Annotated in this window: 24 protein-coding genes and 2 tRNA genes; 11 read left to right on the top strand and 15 right to left on the bottom strand. The window is 50.8% G+C overall.

Annotated features, from left to right (window positions below; all coding sequences use genetic code 11):
- Positions 1 to 34: 34 nt before the first annotated feature.
- From nusG to C5S61_RS14530, 9 genes are all read right to left on the bottom strand, one after another.
- Complete coding sequence (nusG, locus tag C5S61_RS14570; RefSeq protein ID WP_110515822.1) at positions 35 to 607, bottom strand: transcription termination/antitermination protein NusG; 573 nt, start codon at positions 605 to 607, stop codon at positions 35 to 37.
- Between the two features lie 24 nt (positions 608 to 631).
- Positions 632 to 847, bottom strand: coding sequence for a preprotein translocase subunit SecE (gene secE, locus C5S61_RS14565; protein ID WP_236706941.1), 216 nt, complete (start codon positions 845 to 847; stop codon positions 632 to 634).
- 68 nt (positions 848 to 915) lie between these two features.
- Complete coding sequence (rpmG, locus tag C5S61_RS14560) at positions 916 to 1,080, bottom strand: 50S ribosomal protein L33 (protein WP_110515820.1); 165 nt, start codon at positions 1,078 to 1,080, stop codon at positions 916 to 918.
- Positions 1,081 to 1,233: 153 nt separating this feature from the next.
- Positions 1,234 to 2,436: an elongation factor Tu gene (gene tuf / locus C5S61_RS14555; protein WP_110514142.1), complete on the bottom strand. Its 1,203-nt coding sequence runs from the start codon at positions 2,434 to 2,436 to the stop codon at positions 1,234 to 1,236.
- Between the two features lie 95 nt (positions 2,437 to 2,531).
- Positions 2,532 to 2,607 (bottom strand) — tRNA-Thr (locus C5S61_RS14550).
- Between the two features lie 26 nt (positions 2,608 to 2,633).
- Positions 2,634 to 2,718 (bottom strand) — tRNA-Tyr (locus C5S61_RS14545).
- Between the two features lie 64 nt (positions 2,719 to 2,782).
- Positions 2,783 to 3,916: a pyridoxal phosphate-dependent aminotransferase gene (locus C5S61_RS14540; RefSeq protein ID WP_110515818.1), complete on the bottom strand. Its 1,134-nt coding sequence runs from the start codon at positions 3,914 to 3,916 to the stop codon at positions 2,783 to 2,785.
- An 11-nt stretch (positions 3,917 to 3,927) separates the two neighbouring features.
- On the bottom strand, positions 3,928 to 5,001 hold the full coding sequence (locus C5S61_RS14535; RefSeq protein ID WP_110515816.1) for an STAS domain-containing protein: 1,074 nt from the start codon (positions 4,999 to 5,001) through the stop codon (positions 3,928 to 3,930).
- Complete coding sequence (locus tag C5S61_RS14530) at positions 4,998 to 5,204, bottom strand: hypothetical protein (protein WP_054536720.1); 207 nt, start codon at positions 5,202 to 5,204, stop codon at positions 4,998 to 5,000. The genes C5S61_RS14535 and C5S61_RS14530 overlap by 4 nt, the downstream gene beginning before the upstream one ends.
- A 374-nt stretch (positions 5,205 to 5,578) precedes the next feature.
- Between C5S61_RS14530 and C5S61_RS14525 the strand changes: the two genes are divergently transcribed.
- Positions 5,579 to 7,084, top strand: coding sequence for a carboxypeptidase M32 (locus C5S61_RS14525; protein ID WP_110515814.1), 1,506 nt, complete (start codon positions 5,579 to 5,581; stop codon positions 7,082 to 7,084).
- Between the two features lie 83 nt (positions 7,085 to 7,167).
- Complete coding sequence (locus C5S61_RS14520) at positions 7,168 to 8,229, top strand: DNA methyltransferase (protein WP_110515812.1); 1,062 nt, start codon at positions 7,168 to 7,170, stop codon at positions 8,227 to 8,229.
- Between the two features lie 268 nt (positions 8,230 to 8,497).
- Here C5S61_RS14520 and C5S61_RS14515 read toward each other — a convergent pair whose 3' ends face one another.
- Positions 8,498 to 9,790, bottom strand: coding sequence for a DUF2087 domain-containing protein (locus C5S61_RS14515; RefSeq protein WP_110515810.1), 1,293 nt, complete (start codon positions 9,788 to 9,790; stop codon positions 8,498 to 8,500).
- Positions 9,791 to 9,958: 168 nt separating this feature from the next.
- Between C5S61_RS14515 and C5S61_RS14510 the strand changes: the two genes are divergently transcribed.
- The 4 genes from C5S61_RS14510 to arsM all read left to right on the top strand — a co-directional run bounded on the left by C5S61_RS14510 (position 9,959) and on the right by arsM (position 12,894).
- Positions 9,959 to 10,330, top strand: a complete 372-nt coding sequence (locus C5S61_RS14510; protein WP_110515808.1) for a hypothetical protein — start codon at positions 9,959 to 9,961, stop codon at positions 10,328 to 10,330.
- An 863-nt stretch (positions 10,331 to 11,193) separates the two neighbouring features.
- The gene (locus tag C5S61_RS14505; RefSeq protein WP_110515806.1) at positions 11,194 to 11,553 is read left to right on the top strand and encodes an ArsR/SmtB family transcription factor; all 360 of its coding nucleotides are present in this window, start codon (positions 11,194 to 11,196) and stop codon (positions 11,551 to 11,553) included.
- A gap of 54 nt (positions 11,554 to 11,607) precedes the next feature.
- Entirely contained in the window at positions 11,608 to 12,030 is a 423-nt protein-coding gene (locus tag C5S61_RS14500) for a GNAT family N-acetyltransferase (RefSeq protein WP_110515804.1), read from the top strand.
- A gap of 45 nt (positions 12,031 to 12,075) precedes the next feature.
- Positions 12,076 to 12,894, top strand: a complete 819-nt coding sequence (gene arsM / locus C5S61_RS14495; protein ID WP_110515802.1) for an arsenite methyltransferase — start codon at positions 12,076 to 12,078, stop codon at positions 12,892 to 12,894.
- Positions 12,895 to 12,935: 41 nt separating this feature from the next.
- Here arsM and C5S61_RS14490 read toward each other — a convergent pair whose 3' ends face one another.
- The 5 genes from C5S61_RS14490 to coxB are packed head-to-tail and all read right to left on the bottom strand — an operon-like array spanning position 12,936 to position 17,736.
- Entirely contained in the window at positions 12,936 to 13,748 is an 813-nt protein-coding gene (locus C5S61_RS14490; protein WP_110515800.1) for a cytochrome c oxidase assembly protein, read from the bottom strand.
- 4 nt (positions 13,749 to 13,752) lie between these two features.
- The gene (locus C5S61_RS14485) at positions 13,753 to 14,085 is read right to left on the bottom strand and encodes a cytochrome C oxidase subunit IV family protein (protein ID WP_110515798.1); all 333 of its coding nucleotides are present in this window, start codon (positions 14,083 to 14,085) and stop codon (positions 13,753 to 13,755) included.
- Between the two features lie 25 nt (positions 14,086 to 14,110).
- A complete protein-coding gene (locus C5S61_RS14480; protein ID WP_110515796.1) occupies positions 14,111 to 14,740 on the bottom strand; it encodes a cytochrome c oxidase subunit 3 in 630 nt (209 codons plus the stop codon).
- 59 nt (positions 14,741 to 14,799) lie between these two features.
- Entirely contained in the window at positions 14,800 to 16,647 is a 1,848-nt protein-coding gene (gene ctaD / locus C5S61_RS14475) for a cytochrome c oxidase subunit I (RefSeq protein WP_110515794.1), read from the bottom strand.
- A gap of 9 nt (positions 16,648 to 16,656) precedes the next feature.
- Complete coding sequence (gene coxB, locus C5S61_RS14470; protein WP_110515792.1) at positions 16,657 to 17,736, bottom strand: cytochrome c oxidase subunit II; 1,080 nt, start codon at positions 17,734 to 17,736, stop codon at positions 16,657 to 16,659.
- A gap of 858 nt (positions 17,737 to 18,594) precedes the next feature.
- On the opposite strand from coxB, the gene C5S61_RS14460 reads away from it, so the two are divergent.
- From C5S61_RS14460 to C5S61_RS14440, 5 genes are all read left to right on the top strand, one after another.
- A complete protein-coding gene (locus C5S61_RS14460) occupies positions 18,595 to 22,224 on the top strand; it encodes a WD40 domain-containing protein (protein ID WP_164689494.1) in 3,630 nt (1,209 codons plus the stop codon).
- A gap of 117 nt (positions 22,225 to 22,341) precedes the next feature.
- The gene (locus tag C5S61_RS14455; RefSeq protein WP_110515786.1) at positions 22,342 to 22,578 is read left to right on the top strand and encodes a hypothetical protein; all 237 of its coding nucleotides are present in this window, start codon (positions 22,342 to 22,344) and stop codon (positions 22,576 to 22,578) included.
- Between the two features lie 170 nt (positions 22,579 to 22,748).
- Positions 22,749 to 23,294 carry a helix-hairpin-helix domain-containing protein gene (locus C5S61_RS14450; RefSeq protein ID WP_110515784.1) on the top strand — a complete coding sequence of 182 codons (546 nt, stop codon included), beginning with the start codon at positions 22,749 to 22,751 and terminating at the stop codon, positions 23,292 to 23,294.
- A gap of 8 nt (positions 23,295 to 23,302) precedes the next feature.
- A complete protein-coding gene (locus C5S61_RS14445) occupies positions 23,303 to 24,628 on the top strand; it encodes a DEAD/DEAH box helicase (protein ID WP_110515782.1) in 1,326 nt (441 codons plus the stop codon).
- 436 nt (positions 24,629 to 25,064) lie between these two features.
- On the top strand, positions 25,065 to 26,567 hold the full coding sequence (locus C5S61_RS14440) for a DUF790 family protein (protein ID WP_110515780.1): 1,503 nt from the start codon (positions 25,065 to 25,067) through the stop codon (positions 26,565 to 26,567).
- Positions 26,568 to 26,665 lie beyond the last annotated feature (98 nt).

Raw genomic sequence — 26,665 nt, 5'->3', positions numbered from 1 at the left:
GGGGACTCCTTCGCGAACTAGGTGTCGCGGGTGTTTATTCGATAACCCGGATAACTTGTAAGAAATCAAGCTCAACTGGTGCTTCGCGACCAAAGAACGAAACAAGCACGCGCACGCGGCCCCGTTCTTCGTCAATCTCATCGACCACACCTTCAAAGTCGGTGAAGGGGCCATCGGTAATTTTGACAGTTTGGCCAATTTCGTAGTTGACCTTGACTTTGGGTGCTTCTTCTTCCATTTGCTTCAGAATAAAGCGAACTTCTTCATCGGCCAAAGGAGTTGGCTTGGTTCCCATGCCCACAAACGACGTGACACCTGGTGTATTGCGCACCACATACCACGAATCGTCGGTCATGGCCATCTGAACCAGCACATAGCCAGGAAACACCTTTTTTTGAACAGTCCGACGCTGGCCATTTTTGATTTCAATCTCTTCTTCGGTTGGCACGACGACGCGGAAAATTTGGTTCCGCATATCCATCGATTCAATCCGATGCTTGAGATTTTGCATCACTTTGTTTTCATAGCCTGAATAGGTATGAATAACGTACCAATGGACACCCTCGGGATCTAGCGTTTGTTCTGCTTCGTTTTCGTTGTCAGACATACTGAGCCTCGCATTTGGCGGTATTTATTGGATGATCCGCACCAGCGTTTCAAATAGCAAGTCGAAGACTGCTAGAATCGACCCGACCAACAACGAAATGCCAATCACGACTAGCGTTAAGCGTTGAGTTTCCTCGCGGCTTGGCCAAACGACCTTGCGCATTTCCGAAAACGCATCGCGGAAAAATTGGGCGATTGGATTCGGTTTGTAATCTTCTTTGTCTTCTGTTGCCACGGCCACCACAACCTCCTGATGAAATAGAAATGCTGCGGGGCGCTAGGCGCGACCGCGTGTGCGCAATTCTAATACTACTTCGTTTCGCGGTGCAGGGTGCGTTTGCGCAAACGTGGGCAGTACTTCACCAATTCTAAACGATTTGTGTCGTTTTTGCGATTTTTGGTCGTTGTGTAATTGCGATCACCACACTCGGTACAAGCCAAGGTGATTACAATCCGGTTTTCTTTCTTTGCCATGATAAAACCTCTGTAGATGTGAATCAGTGCCAAACATAATAATGCGGGGTTGCCCCCGTCTTGTTATGCTTAGCCTGCTGCTGACGCAGGTTGAGGCACAAACGCGACCAGACCAAGCGGCTGATCGCGTTTGTGCTTTTTCAAAGCATTAGCTTATGCGATGATTTCGGTCACGATACCAGCACCCACGGTGCGGCCACCTTCACGAATCGCAAACTTCAAGCCTTGTTCGATAGCAACCGGAACGATCAACTCCACCGTCATTTGGATGTTGTCGCCTGGCATCACCATTTCCACGCCTTCGGGCAAGCCAATCGCACCCGTCACGTCCGTCGTCCGAACGTAGAATTGTGGGCGATAGCCACTGAAGAATGGGCTGTGGCGGCCACCTTCTTCTTTCTTCAATACGTACACTTCAGCCTTGAACTTGGTGTGTGGTTTGATCGAGCCTGGTTTTGCCAAGACTTGACCGCGTTCCACGTCCGTCCGTTCAATCCCGCGCAAGAGTGCCCCAACGTTGTCGCCGGCGCGACCTTCGTCCAGCAACTTCTTGAACATTTCCACGCCGGTTACGGCGGTGGTGCGTACGTCTGGACCCATCCCGATGATTTCAATCGTATCGCCCACTTTGACGATCCCGCGTTCGATCCGACCGGTCACCACGGTACCGCGGCCTTTGATCGAGAACACGTCTTCGATGGGCATCAAGAATGGTTTGTCGATGGCGCGTTCTGGCGTTGGGATATAGTCGTCAACCGCTTGCATCAATTCTTGGATCGATTGATACTCTGGTTGGCCAGCATCGGTTGATGCACTATCCAATGCGCCTTTCGCTGAGCCGCGCACGATCGGAATTTCGTCGCCGGGGAAGCCGTATTTTGACAGCAACTCGCGCAATTCCATTTCGACCAGTTCGAGCAACTCAGGGTCGTCCATCATGTCGACTTTGTTCAAGAAGACAACCATCGCAGGCACTTCAACTTGGCCAGCCAAGAGGATGTGTTCGCGGGTTTGGGGCATCGGGCCGTCTGGGGCCGAGACCACCAAGATCGCGCCGTCCATTTGGGCAGCACCGGTAATCATGTTTTTGATATAGTCGGCGTGGCCTGGGCAGTCGACGTGGGCATAGTGACGATTTTCGGTTTCGTACTCAACGTGCGAAATCGAAATCGTAATCCCACGGGCGCGTTCTTCTGGAGCGTTGTCGATTTGATCGAAAGCGCGGAATTCAGCGCGACCACGCAGTGCCATGGTTTTGGTGATAGCAGCGGTCAAGGTCGTCTTGCCGTGGTCAACGTGGCCGATCGTCCCAATGTTGATGTGGGGCTTGTTCCGCTCGAACTTTTGCTTAGCCATTGAGTGTTTGTCCTCCTACAATCCCAAAAAGGGGTTTTGTAAGTTTCAATGAAAACGACCCGCACAAAGTGTCGGATCGTTTTCCAGCATAGGTATGGAGCCCTTGACGGAACTCGAATCCGTGACCTCACCCTTACCAAGGGTGTGCTCTACCAACTGAGCTACAAGGGCATTTGTCTGTGACATGGAAAACAAGTTGGTGGGCAGGGAGGGATTCGAACCCCCGTAGGCGAAGCCAGCGGATTTACAGTCCGCCCCATTTGACCGCTCTGGTACCTACCCACTTTTTTGTAAACCTGCCATTTTCTGGCAGCGCGGGTGATTATAGCCTAAGATTGATTGCTTGTCAAATTGTAAGGTTCTGGGCAAGTTTTTGAATCCCAGCTTGCCATTGATTTGGCTCAGTCAAGGCCGAAAGCATAATTCGACAATCATCAATCCAATCGAAAAAGAAGCCAGGATGCACCAGCACACCTTGCTCGATTAAGCGCACCACCAAGGCTTCATCGTCATATTCATCACGCACTTGCAGAAACAGATAATAGCCGCCAGCTGGCTCGCTCCAAATCAAACGCGGATGCGCTGCCAAGTGTTGCCGCGCATAGTCAATATTGCTGCGCACGCGCTCTAGCATCTGGGCAATAAAGGCTGGCGCTGCTTGCAATAAAGCGGGCAACATGCTCTGAATCAGCGTGCTACAACTCAAAAAGGTATCGTTGATCAATTCTAAGCGTTCTGCATAGCCTTGGGCTGCTTGGTTCAGCGCAATCCAGCCCAATTTGAGGTCGGGCAAGGCCAAAAGCTTAGAAATCCCGTTCAGGTGAAAAACTGGCACAGCTGGATGCAGCACACCCAAGGGTGGCACGGTAGGCTTGGCAAGGGCAAATGGCGCAAATACTTCATCGCAGATCAACGGAATGCCAAGCTGTTGCAAGGCCGCAATTGGCTCGCTGATGATCGCTCCGGTTGGATTGTGCGGCGAAATCAACAACACTGCGCGCGTGCGCTCATCTGCTGCCGCTAGCAACGAAGCCTGATCAATCGCCCAATCGTTGGCAGGATCAAGCTCGTAGGTTCGCAGTTCAACATGATGCAAATCGGCCAAATATTCAAACAATGGGTAGGTCACATTTGGGCCAAGAATGTTATCGCCTGGCGCGGTGAGCAGCGAAAACAGCAAGCTATAGGCTTCGCTGGTGCTAGCCGTAATAAAAACATCATCAAGCGTCAGCACCAAGGCTGGCGTGCGTTGCTGATAATAGTCAATAATTGCTTGGCGGGCTGGCTCCAAGCCCCGTGGATTTGGCTCGTAGCGCCGTTGCCGCCAATAGTTGCTAGCAGCCTGCTCAAGCACCTCAGGCGGAAAAAGCAAGCCTTGTTGGGTTGGATTGCTGCTGGTCAGATCAATAAAATGACCCGCCGCAGCGCGGCGAGCCATTTCAATATGGTTGGGCGTTAAATCAGTATCATCAAAAACCACAAGCCAGATTCCTAAATTGCAATATTCTTTTCGGCGATAATTTTGGCAATGCCATCGCGCAACGAGCCAGCGGTGCGCAGGCCTTCCCATGTAATGCCAAGCGCCACCAAGGTGCTCGCAACATGGGCGCGAATCCCAGTAATCACACATTCAGCGCCAAGCAAACGAATTGCGCGGGCCAACTGAATCAGGTGTTGGGCGGTAGCGGTATCAACCACCGAAACGGCGGTAATATCAAGCAAGACGGTATGTGCCCGCTCTTGCGCCACCCGATTCAACAACAAATCGGTGAGATTTTCGAGGCGTTTGCTTTCGAGGTGACCAACGATTGGCAGCACCAAAACGCCATCGAGCACTGGAATAACCGGCGTTTCGAGGTCGCGTACCAATTCAAGCAAGCGAGCTTGTTCAGCAGCTTGGCGCTCAACTTGGGCTAAGGTTTTAGCCTGAGCAGCTTGCGATTCTTCAGCAATCCGGCGACGCTCATTGGCCTCGTTCAACGATTGGCGCAGGGTATTGCTCAAACCAAGCAACAACAGCGCAATCATCACAATGCCACCACCAATAAACGCTGGCACCAGCACTTTCGAAATAACCAAATTCAGGTGCAGGTTATTCAGCCATTCTGGTGGGGTTTGTTGCACGCCATTCAAAATAGCAAAAACAATCGTAAAGATCACGCCAATGACTGCTGACCAGGTAATTAATTCGTGGCGATCAGCGGTAACCGCATAAATACTGACCACGCTGGTAACCGAAATCGCAATCAAATAGCCATTTTGGAAGAAGAGCGCGATTTCGATTAAGGCAACCATCGAGCTAACCAAGGCAGCCCACAAACGCCATTGCACCGGCTTGTGATTGGTATACCACAAAATCCCGGTCGAACCAATCGATGAAATCGAGAGGATCAGCATTTGAATCCAAGCGTCGTTGCCACTAAAGAAATTGAACAGAAACAGGAAGAAGAGGCTCAGTGCGGTCGAACCATTGACAAAGATCCAAACCAAATGAATCCGATCAAGCAGAGATTTGCGCGCAGGCGATAACTCATTGTCGTCAATGGCGGCGGGAAGTAAACTCATTCTGAACGCCCTTTCTTTAGAATGGTATCTTCTATGTCGTGGGCGGTGAGGGATACCATTGCCACAATTGATAGCACGACAAAACTGAGCAAAGCTAATGGTGCAATGGTTAAGGCTCCTGCATACAGCAAGCCGATTCCTAAAATCAACGTTGCCAAGGCAGCCAAACCAAGCTGTTTCGCAGATGGTAATGATCGTTGCATAGTGAAAAACCCGTTGGGAAAAATGGTTATTCGTGAGTATGACACACTCAGTCGGTTCGTGCAACTAGAAATAACAGGACTATAGGACTTTGTTTATGGGTTACCTAGGGATATGTACCACTCAAAGGGGTTGGATTCGCTCCCCCAGATAGTACCAGAGCGCATCATACATTTGGCCTATCAGCACGTTTGGCGTTGCTGCGCATATAAAGGCTGGTTTGCTCGCCCAGCAGTGCTTTTGCCAAAGCGTTGCGGGTAGCATTCTACACCGTCAGAATACATATTCTGGCTCGCCGATTGGCCATGAATTGAATTATAATGACAAGGCGGGTGTGCATTGTTGCACAAGCGTGCCACATGTGTAGGAGAACAGAATGCAAGAACAATTAGCTGATTTGAAGGAAAAAATTGGGGTTGCTCAAGATTTATCGTATGCTGGCGCTGTGTTAAATTGGGACCAAAGCACCTATATGCCCAATGGCGGGGCCGAAGCTCGCGGTCGCCAAATGGCAACGCTCAGCCGTTTGGCTCACGAACACGCGACCTCAGCCGACGTTGGGCGCTTGCTCGATAAGCTCGTGCCTTGGGCCGAGCAGCAAGATCCCGATTCGGATGATGCAGCTTTAGTGCTCGTCACCAAGCGCGATTACGACCAAGCGGTGCGCGTGCCAAGCGAATTTATTGCCGAATTGTATTCGCACATCGCCAAAACCTATACCGCTTGGACCCAAGCCCGCCCCAACAACGACTTCGCAGCAGTTGCGCCGTTGCTCGAAAAAACCTTGGATCTCAGCCGCCGCTACGCCGAGTTTTTCGGCCCAAGCGAGCACATCGCCGATCCATTAATCGATTTGGCTGACCAAGGCATGACGGTCGCCAAGATTCGCGAGATTTTTGGCCCCTTGCGCGAACAACTCGTGCCTTTGGTCAAAACCATCACCGAACAACCAGCCGCCGACGATAGCTGCTTGCTCCAGCACTATCCAGAAGCAGAGCAATTGGCCTTTGGCGAGAGCTTGATCCGCGAAATTGGCTACGATTTCGAACGCGGTCGCCAAGATAAAACCCATCACCCATTTATGACCAAGTTCTCAATTGGCGACGTGAGGATTACCACCCGTTTCCGTGACAACGATCTGAGCGATGGCTTGTTCAGCACGATTCACGAAACTGGCCACGCAGTCTATGAGTTGGGCGTAAACCCAGCCTATGAAAACACGCCATTGGCGAGCGGCGCATCGGCGGGCACGCACGAATCACAATCGCGCCTCTGGGAAAATGTGGTTGGCCGCAGCCGCGCCTTTTGGCAATATGCCTATCCCAAGGCCCAAGCTGCCTTCCCAAGCCAACTTGGCAAGGTCGATCTCGACACCTTCTATCGCGCAATCAACAAAGTGCAGCGCTCGCTGGTACGCACCGATTCCGATGAAGTGACCTACAACTTGCACGTGATGATTCGCTTCGATTTGGAATTGGCCTTGCTCGAAGGCAAATTGGCAATTCGCGATTTGCCCGAAGCCTGGCACGAACGCTACCGCAGCGATTTGGGTATTACTGCTCCAGACGATCGCGATGGTGTGTTGCAGGATGTACACTGGTATGGCGGGATCATCGGTGGCTCGTTCCAAGGCTACACCTTGGGCAATATTCTCAGCGCGCAAATTTTCGATGCCGCTGTAAAGGCCAACCCAAATGTACCAACCGAAATTAGCCAAGGCCAATTTGCCAACCTGCACAATTGGTTGAAATCCAACATGTATGTGCATGGCCGCAAATACAGCGTTCCAACCTTGATCCGCAAAGTAACGGGCCAAGACCTCAGCATCGAGCCATACATCCGCTATCTGCGCACCAAATACGGCGAGCTCTATTCGTTGTAAAATAGCATTCCACACAGGAAACCGTTGTCGGGGTTGGTTTGTATAAGACCAACCCCGTTTGTGAATTGTTCATGGGTGATTGCATGGATCGGTTGCTTTGGTTTCGCAAACCGCGTTTGCTCAATCTTTTGGCTGGTTGGCGTGATCTCACAGCCCTCGTCGCACTCCGCGCTACTATTCTTGCCACAACGACTCACCTCGCTGATTATGCTGATGGGGTTGCTGATCAGGCCGAAAGTGTGGCCTATGATTATGATTATTTGCTGGGAGAATTGCAGCAAATTAGCGATGCCCAGACGCTCGAACGCGCCCATTACTACATCGATCGCTTGAGCCGCAGCATTGCAACAGTACGCACTACCGCAATCAACGATATTAATCTCAATCGTTGGAAGGAATACGACGATATTAATACCGATAGCTTGTGGATGATCGATCGGCGCGATGGCTCAGGCGTGCATTCTGCTGGCTATTGGGGCAATTTTGTGCCGCAAATTCCCAATCAATTGATGCGGCGTTATACCAAACAAGGCGATTGGGTGCTTGATACGTTTGCTGGTTCAGGCACGAGCCTGATCGAAGGCCAGCGCCTTGGCCGCAATGTGCTTGGGGTTGAATTGCAGGAACATATGGTTGAATATGCCAACCAAGCAGTCGAGCGCGAGCCAAATCCAGCGGCAATTACCGCGCGTTCGGTGCATGGCGATTGCACGACGATCAATTGGCAAGCGCTTTTAGCTGATTATGGTCAGCGCCATGTGCAGCTGGCAATTATGCACCCGCCCTATTTCGATATTATCAATTTCAGCGATGATGAGCGCGATTTATCCAATGCACCCTCGGTCGATGATTTTCTGGCCCAAATGGCGGCGGCGGTTGCACGGGTCGTGCCTGTGCTGCAACGGGGCCGCCATCTCGCGGTGATCATCGGCGATAAATATATGCATGGTGAGTGGGTTCCGCTTGGTTTTCGCACCATGGAAGTGGTGCAGCAACAAGGCTTTCAACTCAAAAGCATCATCGTCAAAAACTTTGAAGAAACGACTGGCAAGCGCCATCAAAAAGAGCTGTGGCGCTACCGAGCCTTGGTTGGCGGCTTCTACATCTTCAAACACGAGTATATTTTTCTGTTTCGTAAAAAGTAGCCGAGGGGTCAGCGATCAGGGATTAGGGGTCAGGGAGTTTTTAACCACGAAGAACACGAAGAGCACGAAGATGCAAGAAATGAGGCATCAGGGATCGGTTAGTTATCAATAGCTTTACCAAATTGTTTTCTCCTAGATCATAGAACCCAACCCTGATCCCTAACCTCTGAATCCTGACCCCTATAATCAACATTAGCGTTCTTCGCGCTCTTCGCGGTTAACAATCAAAATCCTGATCCCTAGCCCCTGAATCCTGACTCCTATAACCTTATTCCTCGCCTTTGCGCCAATAGCGGGAGCCAGTGCCATCGCGCTCAAAGAGTTTTACATCGATCAAATAGCGCCGCAGGTTGGCCACATCGCTGCCAGTGTGCGGTTTGAGCAGTTCGTTGACCTCACGCTCGCTATATTCACGCTCAAACTCAAATTGCCCAGCCAAATAGGCCAACACTGGAATCCGATCGCTGTGTTTGCTTGGCCAGGTAACCATGCGCCCTTCACGATTGAAAAACCGTTGGATGCTGCTTGGCACAGCTGATTCTGCTTGATCTGGGCTGGTTTGGGCTTGGCTGGGTTGGGCGAGTGCTTGCTCAAACGCCGCAAAAGTGGCCCCAAGTTGGCTAGCAACCAAACGATAGCTTTTGGTTGCGCCGCCTGCGCGACGTTCTTGCACAAAGCCAGCGTTACGCAACATGTTCAAATGGCGCGAAACGCTCGATTGTGGCAATTGAGTTTGGCTAATAATCGCTTGAGCTGGCAATTCGCCCTGCGCCAGCAGCTCCATAATTTGAATCCGTGCTGCATCGGCCAAAGCTTGCAAGCGAAACAAAAGCTCGTTGCGGCTCACCACCCGAGGCTGAATCTCGCTGCTGCTGCTGCCAAAGCCAATGCCAACCCACAAACAGCTTGAATCAACTAGAAACGTCGTAAGGCTAGCATTTTGGGTTGCAGCAAACAGCCGAATCTGGCGTTGCCCCTGCAATTGCTGCCAAGCTTGATTGACTGCATAACCCAAGTTTTGGCGAAACCCGTTGAGTGCAGCCTCGTCGGGAATTTGGCTTTGGAGCTGATTTTTGAGCTGGCTGATTGCAGTTTGGGCTTGTTGCCATTCGCTTTGCAGCCAAGTTTGCCACATATGCACAAGATGCTGAAAAACGCGCGCCAACAATTCGGCGGGCTGTTGCATCGTCGCTAACAAGGCTTGTTGGGTCGCCAACTCGCTATAAATGCCAGCCTTGCGCAAGCCCTGCCACAGCCGTTCGCTGGTGAGCGAGCCTTGATTGCCAGCAAATTCGAGCATTTGCTGTTGCATCTGCGCGACCCATGCAACCGGCTCGCTGTTGTGTAATCCCGTCAAATAATCGTCCATCGTTTGGCTCGGGTCGCTGGGCAATAAGCCAAAACTGAGGCTAGCGACCAATTGATTATCGGCCAATTCTTGGGCGCTGAGGGCTTGGGCTGTGTGTTGAACCCACGCCGTTGCGCCGCGCAAATTGGGTGCTTGATTGAGCAATTGCAGCGTGTTGAGGCTATCTGCAACCGCTGATGTGTAAAATCGCATCGTATTCTCACTTATTTATTCAATAATTAGATAATTGAATAATAAAATAACCTAGTGAGTAGCAAATCAGCCTTCGGAGGTATTTTGCGTATAGCATTGGCTTCGTTCAGGGTATATGCTATGAACAACAAACGTTAACCTATTCGTTTAAAGTTTGAGGAGAATCGGATGCCTAATAATTATCCAAGCAAATCGGAGGATGCGTCATTTTTCCGCATCCTCTTTGGGTTCATGAGTTGTTTTGTATTGGGAGCTGTTGTTTTTTATTTTTTGATATTTTATCTTGAAGCGCTTTCGGGGGGCGATAAACCCATTATATACCTATCATATCGCCCAATGACCCTTGTAATTCTTCCATTTACACTCGCTATAGGTTGTTGTTTAATTGGGATGGCCCAAGATAGCTGGCAGATTTTAAAATTATTACCAAGTAGGCCAAGACCTAGAGCCTATGACTACGCCATCAAACTTATCATCGGAGGAGTAGTGATAGTGGTTGTGACATTTGCTGTAAGCTTTTACATGTACTCTTTGAACTAGCTTTGAGCTTCGATAATTGGTTAATAAACCAGCAGATTGAATCAATTCGATAGGCGTGCTATAGTGCTTGTGGAGGCCGATGATGACTGGAATTAATTGCCCAAACCACTGGCTGTTGCACGCCTGCCAGCGCCGGAATAAATGAAAACGAGCCGAGGCAATCAGCGCTGATTTTCAGGTATTCGCCCATCCGGTGCGGGTGCAATTGCTGACGCTGCTCACCCGCTCAACCGAGGATGTCTGTGTTTGCGACCTTGAAGCGGCGGTTGCGGTCAAGCAGCCAACCGCGTAAGCAGCAAATCAGCCTTCGGAGGTATTTGCCTATAGCGTTGTACTCATTCAGGGTATATGCTATCAATATACTCAATCAATTAGTTGAAGAGCAGTTTATGTCGCATGATTATTCGGTTCCCGCCAGCCCAATCCAAAGACGACCAGCTATATTAAGAATCGTTGGCGGAGTGTTAGGTTGTATTCCCTTAGCAACCATGGTTTTTTGGCCTAGCTTCTTATATTTAGAGGCCCGATCAACCGGAACTTGGCCAGTCGGGTCTAGTCTTTTTCGCAGTAGCGTGCTCAGTGTAATTCCATTTGGTCTAGCAATTTGCTGCCTATTGCTAGGAATTGGCAAGGATGTTCGACAAATTCTTAAGCCATCACTAAGCATCCAAAAACCTTCGGCATATACATTTGCCATTGGACTAGGAATTATTGGGATTGGCATATGGTTTATCGCCATTTTCAATACTTTTGGTTGGAGCTAATTCAGCCTAAACCTAGCTTCTCGTTACTATAACAAGTTTAATAAACCAGCAGATTGAATCAATTCGATAGGCGTGCTATAGTGCTAGTGGAGGCCGATGATGACTGGAATAATTGAATTAATTGCCCAAACCACTGGGTGTTGCACGCCTGCCAGCGCCGGAATAAACGAAAGCGAAGCCGAAGCGATCAGCGCTGATTTTCAGGTATTCGCCCATCCGGTGCGGGTGCAATTGCTGACGCTGCTCACCCGCTCAACCGAAGATGTCTGTGTTTGCGACCTTGAGGCAGCGGTTGCGGTCAAGCAGCCAACCGTCTCGTATCATCTCAAGTTGTTGCGCGAAGCTGGCTTGGTCAGCTATGAACGGCGTGGCCCGTGGGCCTATTATCGGGTTGAACGCGAACGCCTCGCCAGCCTCAAAGCCCGCATCAACAGCCACTTGGATGGCTGGAATCGCTAGCTGCGGCTAGCTTTTTTAGCGCTTTTGAATTGAAATTTTTCAATAGGATAGGCTATGCAACTTGAACCAATCACCTCAGATCAACAATCAACATTCGAGCAGTTATTGAGCACAGTTGGGTTGGGCAACGAAGGTTTAGCCACTGCGCAGGCCTATGGCTGGTGGCAAGATGGCAATTTAGTAGCATGTGGCGCGATTGAGAAGTATGGCGAGTTTGGTTTGCTCCGCTCAGTGGCAATTACGCCAACCCAGCAAGGCCAAGGCTTAGGCGCAACATTGCTCAAAGCTTTGGAGCAACAAGCACAACGGCAGGGCATGCAAACACTGTATCTCTTGACCACTAGTGCTGCGCATTTTTTCGCTGCTCACGACTACCAGCCAATCGAACGCAGCGCGGCTGATGAGCGCTTGCATAGCTCGGCGCAATGGGGCGCAATCTGTAGCAGTGCCAGCTTGATGGTGAAGCAACTGGTTTGATTTTTTTGATTACAAGATTGAATTTTTTCAATGGAGGAAACCACGATGAGCGATCAATCAATTAAAGCCAACGTCCAAGCCTATTATGGCGAATGGGCCGAGCAGGTGCAACAGGAAGAGCCAAAAACCAGTTGTTGCGGTAGTCATGATATTTCGCTGAGCAGCACACTCTATCGCGATATAGCAACCGCTGATTTGCCCGCAACCGCAGTCAACAGCACCCGTGGCTGTGGCAATCCAGTTGTGCGAGCCGCTTTGCAACCAGGCCAAGTCGTGCTTGATCTTGGCTCGGGCGGCGGCTTAGATGTCTTGCTCGCTGCCAAACAAGTTGGGCCAACCGGCTTTGTCTATGGGGTTGATATGACCGATGCCATGCTCGATTTGGCCCGCCAGAATGCTCAGAAAGCCCAGATTGAAAACGTAGCTTTTTTGAAGGGCGATATTGAGCAGCTGCCGCTAGAGAATGAGCAAGTCGATGTGATTATCTCCAATTGCGTGATCAATCTGGCTCCCGATAAAGGCATGGCATTACGTGAGGCTTATCGTGTGCTCAACGTTGGTGGCTATATGGCCATTTCAGATATTGTAATCGATGGTAGTTTGGCTGATTTCCCCTTGCCTGAAGCCAGTTTACGCGCAGCCATGAATTGGGTTGGCTGTGTCGCGGGTGCACCAACCCGCGAGCAATATCAGCAATTTTTAGAGCAAGCAGGCTTTCAACAGATTAGTTTCGAGCTAACCCATCGCTATAGTTTAGCGGATATTGGCGGCAAGTTGCCTGAGGAATTGGCAGGATTAAGCGATTTGCAAGGCCAGCAATTAGCGGAACGCTTTACATCGTGCTTGATTCGGGCGCATAAATAGGTCTAAAAAGGCGCATTGGCAAACAACGCGCCTTGATTGATTTACTGGCGCGCAGCCGCTTTTTGGTCGGCGATGCTTGGCAGGCTTTGTTCTTCGTCCTCGCGGTTCATCCACTTGAAAAAAGCGATGGTAATGGCGAGAATAAAAATCGAGCCGCCTGGAATCCACATAATTAAGGCCCCAATTTGCTGATCGGCGATTGCGCTGATGCCCCAAATCCGTGGCGCTAGCTCATAGGTTGGGTACAACACACTATCTGCAAAGGTGATCAACGCACCCAAAATGGTTGGGATAATTGAATTCACAAAGTAATACAGCATTTGCACCGGATACGACGAGCGTAATTCAGGCAAGGGAATCAGCGATGGAGCCCAGAGCAAAATCGCGCTGCCCATCATCATTTGGTGTTCGAGAATGTGCACCAACTCGTTGCGCAAAGCCAAATCGTAAAATTGGGGAAAGTGCCAGCCATTGAAGGAAATATTGAAAGCACTAAATGCGACAATTGGATGCACCGCAAAGCGCACAATCGCATAGACCCATGGCAATTGCACCAATGGCCGTAGCAACCATTCAGGAATGCCAATTAACAACATGGGCGCGCAAAACATGGTCAAAATCATATGTTGAACCATGTGCATCGTAAACAGATAGCGATCTGCCCACAGCCCAATTGGCGACATAATCGATAAACCTAAGGCCAACAAGCCGCTTAAGAAGGCAACAGCCTTCCCAACTGGGAAAGCTGCTGGCCCACCGAGGCGCTTGCGACCTGGGCCAACTGCCCAGAGATAGCCAACCGTTGCGGCGATTAAGCCCAAAAACAGCGGCCAATCAAGCGTCCATTCGTTCATTTGTTTACCATAACTCTGGTTGGAATAGAGCAAAGAAACCAAGCATCATCAACAACACACACACAATTGGGAAGACAAACAGCGTCCCAAACATGCGGCGATCGCCTTTAAGGTGCATATAGAACATCATAACGATTGCACCTTTGATTGTCATCAAGCCAAGCAAAAGCGCAACTTCGACTTGCTTAACCACAATTTCAGCTTTATTGATGATTGGAATCGCAATTTCAACGCCAGTCATCACCAACAAGATAAAGAAGATAATCACATACAACTTGGCGTGGCTGTGATGCGCTTCGTGTTCGATTGAGGCGTGTTCATCATGACCGTGGGCCATTATGTACTCCTTGGATAAATAATGGTTAGATCAGATAGATTACGGTAAAAATCAAGACCCACACCAAGTCGACAAAGTGCCAATACAAGCCGCCAAGCTCAACGGCCATATAGTTGCCAGCATTGTAGCGCTCAGGGTGGCGAATTGCCGAGACCAGCAATGATACCAGCCAGATGACCCCAACTGCAACGTGGGTTCCGTGGAAGCCCGTCACAAAGAAGAAGGTCGAGCCAAACATCATATTCTTGATCGTCACATTATATTCGTGAACAATGTGATAGAACTCGTAAACCTGACCACCCAAGAAAATTACGCCACATGCGATGGTGGCCCCCAACCAGAAGCGGAAGCGCTTTTGATTGTTGGTTTTAACCCCATCTAGTGCCAACACCATGGTCAAACTGCTGGTCAACAAGATGAAGGCCAGAATCGAGGTCAGGACATTATCGCCAAACATGTTGCGAACGCCAGCAACATCGAGGTTGGCTTTGCTTGCTGATGGTGCAACGACCCCGCGCATTGAGAGGTGGGTTACAACCAAGGCTCCGAAGAAGAAAACTTCTGAGCCAAGGAACGTCCACATACCAAGCTTGCGTAAATCGAGGCCGCGCCCAGGATCATTTTTATCAATATCGCGCACGACTGCCTGTGCCATAGGTTCTCCCAGATAACTAAGCCCTACGCCAACTGAACATCGGCGCAGGGCAATTTAGCTTACAGCACCGGATCTTGGGCAATTTCGCCGACCCAGCGATTCATGCCGACAAAGGCAATTGCCAAGGCCACCAAGATAATTGGAATCCCAATCAATGGGGCTGAGGCCAGATTGAGCATGCCATAGGCCAGCACAAACAAGCCAAACGAGAAGATGATTGGGGCAAATGACGGCGGTGGCAAGTGGGGATGAAAATCGTAATTGATCGTCATGCCACGGCCTTCGCCGCTATATTTGTTATCCCACAAGGGGCGACGGCTATGCACAATGTATTCCACATCGAAGTTGTGGGCTGGAGGTGGCGAGGTCGTCGCCCATTCCAGAGTTGCTGCATCCCATGGGTCGTTGCCCGCAGGAGCGCCCTTGCGCAAGCTGATAATGAAGTTGACGATAAAGACCAAGGTTGCAAGCGCAATACAAAATGACCCAATCGTTGAGAGCAAGTTGTAGAAATCCCAGCCTTGGTTTTGTTGATACGTCCAGACCCGCCGCGGCATACCTTGCAACCCAAGCATATGTTGTGGGAAGAAGGTCAAATTAAAGCCGAGCAGCAGAATCCAGAAGTGCCATTTGCCAATGCGTTCGCTCATCATCTTGCCTGTGATTTTGGGGAACCAATAGTAAGCAGCCCCAAACAAGGCAAAGACAGCGCCACCGAACAGCACATAGTGGAAGTGAGCAACCACAAAGTAGCTATCGGTCACTTGCAAGTCGAATGGTGCGGCTGCCAACGAAACCCCGGAAATCCCGCCGATCACGAACATGGCGATAAAGCCAAGACTGAACAGCATCGGAGTTTTGAAGCGCAACTCGCCACGCCACAAGGTTGCCAGCCAGTTGAAGATTTTGACCCCAGTCGGAACCGAAATCAGCATCGAGGCGGCAGCAAAGAAGGTGTCGGCAATTACGCCCAAGTTGGTCGCAAACATGTGGTGAGCCCACACGGTGAAGCCCAACACACCGATTGCAACGCCCGAGTAGGCCACAAACTCGTAGCCGAAAATTGGCTTGCGTGAGAAGACTGGCAACATTTCTGAAACCACACCGAAGGCGGGCAGAATCATAATGTACACTTCGGGGTGACCGAAGAACCAGAACAAGTGTTGCCACAAGAGTGGGTCGCCACCAGCAGCAGGCAAGAAGAAGTTGGTACCAAAGTTGCGATCAAAGAACAGCAACGTGATGCCAACGGTGATGCTTGGCAGGGCGAAAATCAACAAGAATGAGGTAACGAAGCTCATCCATACGAACAATGGCATCCGATTAAAGCGCATGCCTGGTGCTCGCAACCTGATGATCGTTACGATGATATTGACCGAGCCAGCTAGCGAGGAAACCCCCAACAGCTGCAAGCCCAAGACCCAATAATCCATCCCTCGGGTGACCGAGTAGGTGGTTGAGGTCAATGGAGCATAGGCAAACCAGCCAGCATCGGGAGCGCCGCCACCGAAAACAAAGCTGGAATACATGACGATCCCGCCGAACAGCAAGAGCCAATAGCTCATGGCGTTCATGCGCGGGTAGGCCATATCGCCTGCGCCAATCATCAGTGGCACGAAATAGTTCATAAACCCAGCGTTGACAGGCATAATCGCCATAAACACCATGGTTGTGCCGTGCATCGTAAAGACTTGGTTATAGGCTTCTGGAGTCAGGATCGCATTTTGCGATGAACCAAGTTGCAAACGAATGAGCAATGCCTCAAGCCCGCCGATTACAAAGAACAAAAAGGCAGTCACTGCATACATGATGCCAATTTTTTTGTGGTCGACGGTGGTGATCCATTCCAACCAACCCCGCCGTTGTTTGGCTGGGGCGTGATGGAGGGTACTTACGTCAGTAGCCATGCGGCCCTCCTACTGCTGACCTTTAACACTGGTGCCTGGATTGAGGCTTTCCAGATAATCGACCAACTCATTAATTTCGGCTTCGGTCAGGGTATCGGCCTTGATGGCGGTGGTCATAATGTTGCCACGCTTGACTGCATCAGGGTCGTCTAACCATGCATAAAGATGTTCGCGGGTATTATCGACGGTGCCAGCGGCAATCGTCATGCGGCCACCGAAGTGGGTCAAATCGGGGCCGGTAATCCCAGCGGAGTTGGTGCCACGCACAACGTGACAACCAATACAATTTTTGGTAAACGATTCAGGCAAGGTGGTATTAACCGCCACTTGGCTTTGCTCGGTTGACCATTTTTGGAAGTCGGCAGGGCTGGCCACAACGACCCGCATTTTCATGTAGGCATGCTGGCCGCCACAGTATTCGGCGCATTGGCCCCAGAATACGCCAGGCGCACCATCGGCCACATCATCGGCCTTGAACCACAAGCCGCTTTCGCGATTGGGCATCACGTCGCGCTTACCTGCAAGCCCAGGAATCCAGAAGTCGTGGATTACGTCAACCGAGGTCATTTTAACGTCGATATAGCTTCCTGAAGGAATCCATAACTCGTTAGCAGTGACCAACGGCTTGCCGCTCGCATCCTTAATATCAGGATACTGGAATTCCCACCACCACTGATGACCGATAACCTTGACATTCAAGGTATTACCGGCAGCTTCGTCTGGCATAAACTCGATTTTGCGAATCGTGTCGAAGGTGAAGACGAAAATAACAATCGCGATAATTGCTGGCACGATTGTCCAAGCAATTTCAACCTTCGTATTGCCATGAATCTGTGTGGGAACCTGCGAACTATCCTTCTGTCGATACTTGATGATCGAAACGATCAACCAGGTTTGTACAATCAAAAAGACCACAACGCCCAACCAAAACAACAATTCCGAGAGATTGTAAATTGCGCGGGTGCTCTCGCTTGCTGGGTTCAGGGTCGTTTGAGGGGTCTTTTGACCGCACGCTGCCAGTACAACGCTTCCAAGCAACAGGGTTGCCGTAGGGCGCAGCAGAGCCTTGGCAGGCGAACGATTGGGCATCCATGCCTCCTTGCTAAGACCGTGTTCTCCAAATCGTGGTTGGCACCGCGAACATCCGCCACCAAGCCGAACGATTGGCCTTTCCACTACTACTAAATAGAGTCAACTCCACTCAAACCGCCCACGCGCAATCTCGTGGTGGCATGAACTTGGAGTTGGGGGAGTTACTGGTTCGCTATCACCCCAATTGTACACTGTTATCAAAAAGTCTCAAGTTGACATATGGATAGGTACAGGGCTGCGATTTGGTCGCTAACTGGGATAGTATCAAATCTTGCTAGCGCTGTCTAAATATTTTGCGCGCAATTTTTAGCCCAATTGTAGCCCAAAGCAGCCATAGCACACGAAATTTGATCCACGAAGAGCACGAAGAGCACAAAGGATCGGAACCGCGAAGAGCACGAAGAGCACGAAGGATCGGAACCGCGAAGATCGCGAAGAGCACGAAGGACGTTCCGCCAGCCCAAAGCCCATAGCCTCATTCCCTGATCGCTGGCCCCTGACCCCTCTTTTGCCTTTTGATGTTACGTTCTTCATCCTTCATCCTTCGGTTGCTCTGCGCCTCTGCGTTAAAAATGAGATCCGCGAAGGCCACGAATATGTATTTTTTTGCCACAGATTCACACAGATTTTTAGGATTAGGTTCTCGCCAGCCCAAAGCCCATAGCCTCATCCCTTCTTTTGACTTCTGACTTCTGACTTTTGCTTTCTGGCTTATCGTTGGTTAAACGACGGTTAAAAATAGTACTTTGGCACTAGCGTACTAGCTCTTGAAGTTCTACGAGCTTGCATCTATCATTCAGGCATAATTCGTTCTTACCGAACTTGATATTTTTCCAGCGCAGAATGAGGTTTGTCATGACAAACGCTGTTTTATCGTTGCCTGTTTTTCATGCAACCGAAGGACTTGGCGCATTTCTGGGCGATTTGCGTTCATGGGTTTTTCGCTCAAAAAATCGGGCTGCCCGCCATTTTGGGCTGGCGCATACCACAATTATGCGCTATGAAAATGATCAAATATTGTGCCCGCTTGGCTATATCGCCGCCCTCGCGCAACTGGTAATCGATCAGTTGGATTTACCGCCCTACCAGCGTGGCTTGGCTGAACAGCAGTTGTTGGCAATGATTCAGTTTGCCCTCAACGAGTATGCAATCGATTTTACGCCGCTGGCAACGTGGCAGGCCTTGCAACAGTTGGCAAACGCCTATCTGGCCGAAGTACAACAACAAAAGCAGGAGCAAGCCAAAACTGGCCCGTTGATGGGGGTCTTGCACGATTGGGGCGATGCGCCCGATGTGCAGAATTTTGTTGGTCGCGAGGATGAAACTGCCACCTTAGTTAAGTGGCTTCAGCTCGATCGTTGCCGCTTGGTGGCAATTATTGGGCTTGGCGGCATGGGCAAAACCAGCCTTGCAACGCGCGTTGCCCAACAAGCCCAAGATGATTTTAAAGTGATTGTTTGGCGTTCGTTGCAGCAAGGCCAACAGGCGAATGATTTTCTCTTGGAATGTTTACATCGGATTATTCCCAGCCCCAATTCGGCCTATCCGGCGCAATTTGAGCAGCGTTTAAGTGTCTTGATTGATTATTTGCGCACCACTCGCTGCCTGTTGATTCTCGATAATATTGAGGCAATTTTGCAGCCCAATTATCCTGCTGGGCGCTATCGCGAGGGCTACGAGCAATATGCCCAACTGTTTCAAGCAATCAGCGAGCGCGCCCACGAAAGCTGTTTGATTGTAACTAGCCGCGAAAAACCCTATGAGTTCAATCGGCTCGAAGGTGTACACACCCGCTCGATGGTGCTCACTGGGTTGATTCGTGATGATGCCCAAATGTTGCTCGATAATCAGCAGCTGTATGGCACGCCGCAACTCTGGCAAGAGCTGATCAAGCATTACACGGGCAATCCGTTGGCCTTAAAATTGGTTGCCCAAGTGATCAAAACCATGTTTTTTGGCCAAATTGCTGAGTTTTTGCAGCACGAGGAGCTGATTTTTGGCGATGTCCGCACAATTTTGGCCCAGCAGTTCGAGCGCTTATCCGACCAAGAACAGGAATTATTGTATTGGCTGGCAATCGAACGCCATACCGTCAAATTGGCCGAACTTAAGCACGATTTGGTGCGTTCGAAATATCAACATATGCTGCTCGAAACCCTTGAATCGTTGCTGCGCCGCTCGCTGGTGGAGCGCCACCAAGATGGGTTTATGTTGCACAATGTGGTGCTCGAATATACCACCGACCGCTTGATCGACCAGATTGCCCAAGAATTGCTTGATGGAACGCAGGGTTTGCTCTATCGCCACGCGCTGATTAAAGCCAATAGCCTCGATAGCATTCGCGAGCACCAAAGTCGCGCCATTTTGCGGCCCTTGCTGCACCGAATTTTTGTCGAGCTTGGCCAAGAGCGCTTGTTGACGATGCTACGTCAATTGTTGCAAACGATGCAAGCGTTGAGTGCCTTGGAAATGGGCTACGCACCAGGCAATATTTTTAATTTGTTGGTTGAACTCAAGGCCGATCTCAGCCAATTTGATTTTCGGCATAAACCATTGTGGCAAGCCAATTTGCGCGGCCTCACGCCCAAACAGCTCGATTTGAGCTATAGCGACCTTTCGCGCAGCGTGTTTAGCGAGCAATTTGGCCCATTAATCGCCCTTGCCCGCGATCCTGCTGATCGGTTTTTGGCCGTAGCTACCGCCGATGATGAACTCATTGTTTGGCAAAACTTGGATCTGCGCAAACTTTGGCATGTGCCATGCAATCACGATGGCGTGCGCACGCTGAGTTTTAGCAGCGATAGTCGCTATCTGATCAGCGCTGGCAACGATGGATTAATTCGCTTGTGGGAAGCCAGTCATGGTCATAATCCACGCATGTTTGTTGGCCACAGCCAGCCAGTGATTGGCGTGGTGGTTGCGCCGCAATCGCAACAGATGATTAGCGCCAGCAGCGATGGTGAACTGCGGGTGTGGGATCGGTTGAGTGGCAAATGTTTGCAAACGATCAATGCGCATAGTGGCGGCATCAATAGCATTCAATTGAGCGCCGATGGCCAACTTTTGGCTACCGCTGGGATTGATCGCCAAATCAAGCTGTGGCATGGGCAGCATTTGCGCTATCAAAGCACCGTAGCAACCCATCACGAGCCAATTGAGCTGCTGGCGTTTAGCCCTGATGCCACAATTTTAGCGGGCACAGGGCTTGATGGCGATGTGTATCTATGGGATCTTCAGGACAACCAGTTAATCACCAGCCTTGCCAACGAAGATCGCGTCTTCGATTTGCAATTTAGCCCTGATGGAGCCAATTTGGCTACTGCTGGTATCGATCAATGTATTCGGGTTTGGCAGGTCCAAACAGCCCACCTGACGCATATGTTGTATGGACATCAGCATTGGGTGCGGGCGTTGCGCTACAGTCGCGATGGCTCGCGGCTCTATTCGGTCAGCAGTGATCAAAGCCTGCGAATTTGGGAGCAAGCCAGCGGGCGCTTAATTCATACCCTGCAAGGCTATCGTGGCGGCGTTCGGAGCCTCGCATTAAGCCCAAATAACGATTTATTGTTTAGCTCTAGCGAAGCTCAAGCCGTAGCATTATGGCAACTAACAGAGCCATATTATCGGCTCAATTTACCCCCAGAAACTAATAATGGGCGTGAATTAGCCTATCATCAAGCCAGCCACAGTTTGGCGCTGAGCAAAGAGCAGCTGATTCAAATTTGGGATTGTCAGCGCCTGCAATTGACCACAATTTTAACTGGCCATCACGGCTTAATTCGGGCGCTTGCCTTTCGGCCCGATGGGAGCATGCTCGCCAGTTGCAGCGAAGATCATACGGTGCACATTTGGTCGCTGCCCCATGGCCATATTAGCCACGTTTTTGATTGCCATGACGATTTAGTAACAACCCTAGCGTGGAGCAATAATGGCAATTTGTTGGCGACCGGCAGCGCCGATCATACAATTCGCATTTGGGGCATTAACGAACATAGCTGTGTGAGCTTATTGGCTGGCCATAGTGCCAGCATCGTGAGCCTTAGCTTTAGCCCCGACCAATGCCAGCTTGTTAGTGCAGCAGCCGACCAACAGGTGCGCATTTTGGATCTCAGCACAGAGCAATATGAGATTCTTGCCTTGCATAAACCAGGCGTGCTCAAAAAAGTGCAATGGTCGGCGGATGGGCGCTGGATTGTGATTACAGCTGGTTCGTTAGCCTTGATTTGGGATTGGCAGAACCGCCAAATAGTCCAGCGTTTTGAACATCTGGCAGCCTTGGATAGTGCTTGGCTGAGCGCCGATAGCCAACTGTTAATCACTGGCGATCAGCAAGGCACGATTACGATTTGGGATTTAGCCACAGGCAAATTGCGCAAACGGCTGCATGGCGACCACCCCTATCAAGGGCTTAGCATCAAGCAAGCAACTGGCCTCAATCCAGCAGAACAAGCAAGTTTGCTCAATTTAGGCGCAGTGATTAAGTAGGGTTTGCTCCAGCGGATGGACGCAAGCAAGGAAAAGCTGGAGATCAATTAACCATTATCTTCTGGTACAATCGGCGACGTTGCAAAAAATGAATGTAATTCATGAAAGGAACGGTCGATGCCGAATTATCTCTATGATCTCGAAGCCCAAGAGCTAGCCAACGGCGATTGGGCTTTGCTGATTCATTGCGAGGCGGCGTATGCCCAGATTGTCAATATTGCGACTCCAAATTTCAGCATCGAACGCCGCTTTGATGCAACTGGCTATGCGGCGGTGACGATTCCGCGCCAGCTTTTTCGTGGCATCAAGGCTTGCGATTTAGAGATTCAGATTCAGCCAAAAAGCCGATTGTGACGGTTTTTGTCACAGCCTAGGGCTATACTGTGCGTACGTTAACGAGCTCTATGAATCAATGAGATCAACATAATAACGCTTGCGATTAAGCTTAAATGTAGTATAATTAGAACAGATGTTTCATCACAGACACAGTACGTTTGAACGAGTAGAAAGCTTTGGTGATAGCCATGAATAATCGCGCAATTGCCCAAATCCTGTTTAATATTGCCACGCTGCTCAAGCGCCAAAACGCCAATCCCTACCGAGTGCGGCGCTATGGTGAAATCGCGCGGGCAATCCTCCGCCTGCGGCATTCGCTCTCCGAACGCGCCTTAGCAGGCAAGCCGTTAGGTCTCAACAAACTTGGGGCCAGCCTCACGCGCAAGATCACGGTGCTTGCGGCTCAAGGCCAATTAGATTTCTACGAAGATCTATGTGCTTTGCTGCCAGCCGGCCAACAACGCTTGCTCAAAATTGCTGGCATTGGGCCAATTTTGGCCGAACGCATCAGCCAAGAACTGGGCGAGATTGAGCTTTCGGCCTTGTTGCGCGAAGCAGCCTACCAACGGCTGACGGCAATTTGGGGTGTTGGCCCGCAACGTGCCGACCTGATTGTTTCGAACATGTTTCCCGACGATCCACCACCACCAGCCAATGCAGCCCACAGCACTCGCAACAGCAACATCATCTATACCCAACCAACCTTATGGGAGTATGGGCAAAAAGCCGCCTAGGAGGATGCATGACCCGAACTGCCACCCAAGCCGAGCAGCCAGAACAAGCAGAATGGCTGCTCGACGAGGCAAGTTTGCTTGATGCAAGCCTGCTTGACGAACCAGATGAGGATTTGCCCGAAGTTGATGCCAGTTTACAGGGCGGTTTCAAAGCCAAATTGCAATTCGCCCCTCGCCCCTACCAAACCGAGGCTGTCGCTGCGTGGACGGCCAACGAAGGGCGAGGGGTGATTGTGCTGCCAACCGGCGCTGGCAAAACCATCACCGCCATGTTGGCAATTGCCAAGTTAGGCCTGCGCACGTTGATTGTCGTGCCAACAATTGAATTGCTCTATCAATGGCGCGACACCGTGATCCAAACTTTGGCGCTCGATCCCAAATTTGTGGGAGTGGTTGGCGATGGCCAGCGTGAATGGCGGCCAATTACCGTCATTACCTATGCTTCGGCGGCCATGCCCGATGCGCCGCTGGAAAATTTGGGCTTGCTAATTTGTGATGAAGTGCATCATTTGCCTTCACCTGCCTATAGCACGATTGCCTTGCGCAGCCGCACACCCTATCGTTTGGGCTTGACTGCCACGCCTGAACGCAGCGACGGCTCGCATTCGGCACTTGATCGCTTGGTTGGCAAGGTTGTCTATAGGCGTGCACCAAACGACTTAGCCGAAGAAGGCCATATTGCTAAGTTCCGAGAAAAACGCATTTTGGTCGATCTAACCGCCGATGAATTGGTGCGCTACGAAACCTTGATGACCACATGGCGCTGGTTTCTGGCCAAACATCGGCATAAATTGGCCAGCGGCGGCGATTTCTTCGGCGAGCTAATTCGGCGCTCTGGCAGCGATCCACAAGCACGCAATGCGCTGCAAGCTCAGCATCAAGCGCGCATGATTGCGCTCAACGCCGAGAAAAAGCTTGAGCATGTTGGCCAATTGCTCAGCCAGCATCCCAACGATAAAATTATCATTTTTTCCGAATACAACGCCTTGGTCAACACGATCAGTCGCCAGTTTGCCATCCCCAGCATTACCTATCGCACGGCAGCCGACGAACGCAAGGCGATTTTGGATGGCTTTCGTTCAGGGCGCTATTCCAAACTCGTCACTGGGCGGGTGCTCAACGAGGGCGTTGATGTGCCCGATGCCAACGTGGCGATTGTAGTCAGTGGTTCGGCCACTGCTCGCGAATATATTCAACGCTTGGGGCGGGTATTGCGCAAAAAGCCCGATGAAGCTTTGCTCTACGAGTTAGTTACCCGCAATACGAGCGAAGTTCAAACTGCGCGCCGCCGCAAAAAAGCTGTGGCTGCGCACAATCAGCAGAGCAACCATTAAGCGTAGGGTAAGGATGAAGGATGAATTATGAGGGATGAAGATTAGGATTTAACGCAGAGGCGCAGAGGAACCGAAGGATGAAGGATAAGGGATGAAGGGAAGGCGAAAATCATAATCCCATAGCTGCATCACCATAATCTGAGGCAAAACAGCTTTGCGATCTTCGCGTCCTTTGCGGTTATAGTCCTTCGTGTCCTTCGTGGATCATTGTTTTAACGCAGAGGCGCAGAGCATTGAAAGGATGAAGGATGAATTATGAGGGATGAAACCAATAGCCATCCTTCGTACAATCTGTGGCAAAAAAATAATTATTCGTGCAATTCGTGGCTAAAAACTTAACCTTCGCGATCTTCGCGTCCTTTGCGGTTATAGTCCTTCGTGCTGTTCGTGTCCTTCGTGGATCAATCAGCTGAGCCTTTGTAGTATTGGAATACGTATGTCATTTACACCAGCCGATTTCAAATATACCAGCCGCAATGGCGAGCTTGGCCGCCAACTCTACCCGCACCAATTGCGTGATGATCGCTATTTGGCGGCGATTGAATATGCGATTGGCTACTACGAGCAGATGCTTGGGCGGGTACGGCGCGAATTTGAAGCCGCCACTTTGCTGGAGTTTTTCGGCGATCCCAAGTTGGCGCGGGGCTTGGTGGCATGTTTAAGCCAAACCTATCGTTGGCATCAGCCCCAAATCGCCGAAGTGCTCGATCAAGCGACTTACCAACAATTAGCTGAACGTGGCTTGCGCAATCCAGCTGATTTTCGGGCCTTGCTGTATGCTCACGCCAATGAGAGCACTGGCTTCATTTTGCCCAGCGAGCGTTGGCCTGCGGTCAATCAACTGGCCAGCGAGGTCGGATTAACCGCCAGTCAATTTGAGCGCGTGCTCTACCTTGATGACGAGCAAGAAGCCTTGTTGGTGCGCAGCGCCGAACGCCCAGAGCCAAGCGCGATTGTGGCGCTATACAACTTTCATTCGCTCGAAACGGGCTTGCGCAATTGCCGCTCGTTGCAATTACGGCTAGATGGCGATATTCATGCCTTGGCAGTCTCGGCACATAATTTGGCTCAGCGCTATAATCTGCGCTATGAATTAAGCGAGCCAGAAGATTGCATGGCCACATTTGTGCTGCTGACTTTGCATGGAGCCAAAGATGCGCTTGGCAATTGGACGCGCACTGGTCGCCGGATTGCGCGTTGTGCATTGCGTTTGCTGGCGGCCCATCCCAACACAGCCAGCGAAGGTTTGATTCAGGTGCATATGCAGGGCAAAAATAGCCTTGTTAAGCTTGCAAAGCGCGAGTTAACCGTGCTTGGTGGCACAGCTCGCTATCAAGCTGATAGCAACGGCGATAGCTGGGAAACCACGCTCGAACAACAATTTAGCCAAGCCTGGAGCCGCTTCGTGAGTAAAGGCCAGAATGCAGGCTGGCGGATTCGACGCGATCCCGTGCCATTTAGCTTGGCCCATCGTTTGTTAGTGCCCGATTTTATTGCCCAACGTGGCAGCGAGCGCATTCCAATCTTTGTGCCTGCCACCGAAGCTATGGCAGCGAGTTTGGCACAACGCTTGGTTGGTCAGCCCAAAGTGTTGGTTGTGGTAGCAAAAAGCTATCAAAGCCTGCTGCGCAATTGCCAAGTTGCCAAAGTGATTTACCAAACTACGCCCGATATGCAGGCAGTTTTGGCCCAACTTGAACAACTTGCTCCAGCCCAACAGCCAGCCGATCGCTGGAGCCGCTTGGCAGTACGCTTCGATCAAGCGGGCTTTGTGGCCGAAGCCGAGCTTTTGGCAATTTTGGAGTGTCGCAATGCGGTCGAAATTGGCTTGGCGCTGCGTGGTTGGCGCGAAGGCACCGCCCAGTATGTGCCAAATCTTGGCCTCTTTACGCCGCAAAAGTTGCGCGAATTAGGCAATATGCTTGGCAAAGCGGCCTAAGCCGTTCCCTCACCCCCCAGCCCCCTCTCCCACGTCATGCGGGCGAGGGGGAGCGTGCATTTTTCATCACGCATTGCGGCAGAACTACGAAGTTAAAG

Source organism: Herpetosiphon llansteffanensis, from assembly GCF_003205875.1.
GTDB classification, from domain to species: Bacteria; Chloroflexota; Chloroflexia; order Chloroflexales; family Herpetosiphonaceae; genus Herpetosiphon; species Herpetosiphon llansteffanensis.
The sequence above is the reverse complement of the archived record's forward strand: the minus strand, read 5'-3'. Positions and strand labels throughout refer to the sequence as shown.

Coding starts and splice junctions, on each gene's coding strand:
- nusG (WP_110515822.1), bottom strand. CDS start 607: ATGTCTGACAACGAAAACGAAGCAGAACAAACGCTAGATCCCGAGGGT.
- rpmG (WP_110515820.1), bottom strand. CDS start 1,080: ATGGCAAAGAAAGAAAACCGGATTGTAATCACCTTGGCTTGTACCGAG.
- tuf (WP_110514142.1), bottom strand. CDS start 2,436: ATGGCTAAGCAAAAGTTCGAGCGGAACAAGCCCCACATCAACATTGGG.
- C5S61_RS14535 (WP_110515816.1), bottom strand. CDS start 5,001: ATGAGTTTACTTCCCGCCGCCATTGACGACAATGAGTTATCGCCTGCG.
- C5S61_RS14530 (WP_054536720.1), bottom strand. CDS start 5,204: ATGCAACGATCATTACCATCTGCGAAACAGCTTGGTTTGGCTGCCTTG.
- C5S61_RS14525 (WP_110515814.1), top strand. CDS start 5,579: ATGCAAGAACAATTAGCTGATTTGAAGGAAAAAATTGGGGTTGCTCAA.
- C5S61_RS14520 (WP_110515812.1), top strand. CDS start 7,168: ATGGATCGGTTGCTTTGGTTTCGCAAACCGCGTTTGCTCAATCTTTTG.
- C5S61_RS14515 (WP_110515810.1), bottom strand. CDS start 9,790: ATGCGATTTTACACATCAGCGGTTGCAGATAGCCTCAACACGCTGCAA.
- C5S61_RS14510 (WP_110515808.1), top strand. CDS start 9,959: ATGCCTAATAATTATCCAAGCAAATCGGAGGATGCGTCATTTTTCCGC.
- C5S61_RS14505 (WP_110515806.1), top strand. CDS start 11,194: ATGACTGGAATAATTGAATTAATTGCCCAAACCACTGGGTGTTGCACG.
- C5S61_RS14500 (WP_110515804.1), top strand. CDS start 11,608: ATGCAACTTGAACCAATCACCTCAGATCAACAATCAACATTCGAGCAG.
- arsM (WP_110515802.1), top strand. CDS start 12,076: ATGAGCGATCAATCAATTAAAGCCAACGTCCAAGCCTATTATGGCGAA.
- C5S61_RS14490 (WP_110515800.1), bottom strand. CDS start 13,748: ATGAACGAATGGACGCTTGATTGGCCGCTGTTTTTGGGCTTAATCGCC.
- C5S61_RS14485 (WP_110515798.1), bottom strand. CDS start 14,085: ATGGCCCACGGTCATGATGAACACGCCTCAATCGAACACGAAGCGCAT.
- C5S61_RS14480 (WP_110515796.1), bottom strand. CDS start 14,740: ATGGCACAGGCAGTCGTGCGCGATATTGATAAAAATGATCCTGGGCGC.
- ctaD (WP_110515794.1), bottom strand. CDS start 16,647: ATGGCTACTGACGTAAGTACCCTCCATCACGCCCCAGCCAAACAACGG.
- coxB (WP_110515792.1), bottom strand. CDS start 17,736: ATGCCCAATCGTTCGCCTGCCAAGGCTCTGCTGCGCCCTACGGCAACC.
- C5S61_RS14460 (WP_164689494.1), top strand. CDS start 18,595: ATGACAAACGCTGTTTTATCGTTGCCTGTTTTTCATGCAACCGAAGGA.
- C5S61_RS14455 (WP_110515786.1), top strand. CDS start 22,342: ATGCCGAATTATCTCTATGATCTCGAAGCCCAAGAGCTAGCCAACGGC.
- C5S61_RS14450 (WP_110515784.1), top strand. CDS start 22,749: ATGAATAATCGCGCAATTGCCCAAATCCTGTTTAATATTGCCACGCTG.
- C5S61_RS14445 (WP_110515782.1), top strand. CDS start 23,303: ATGACCCGAACTGCCACCCAAGCCGAGCAGCCAGAACAAGCAGAATGG.
- C5S61_RS14440 (WP_110515780.1), top strand. CDS start 25,065: ATGTCATTTACACCAGCCGATTTCAAATATACCAGCCGCAATGGCGAG.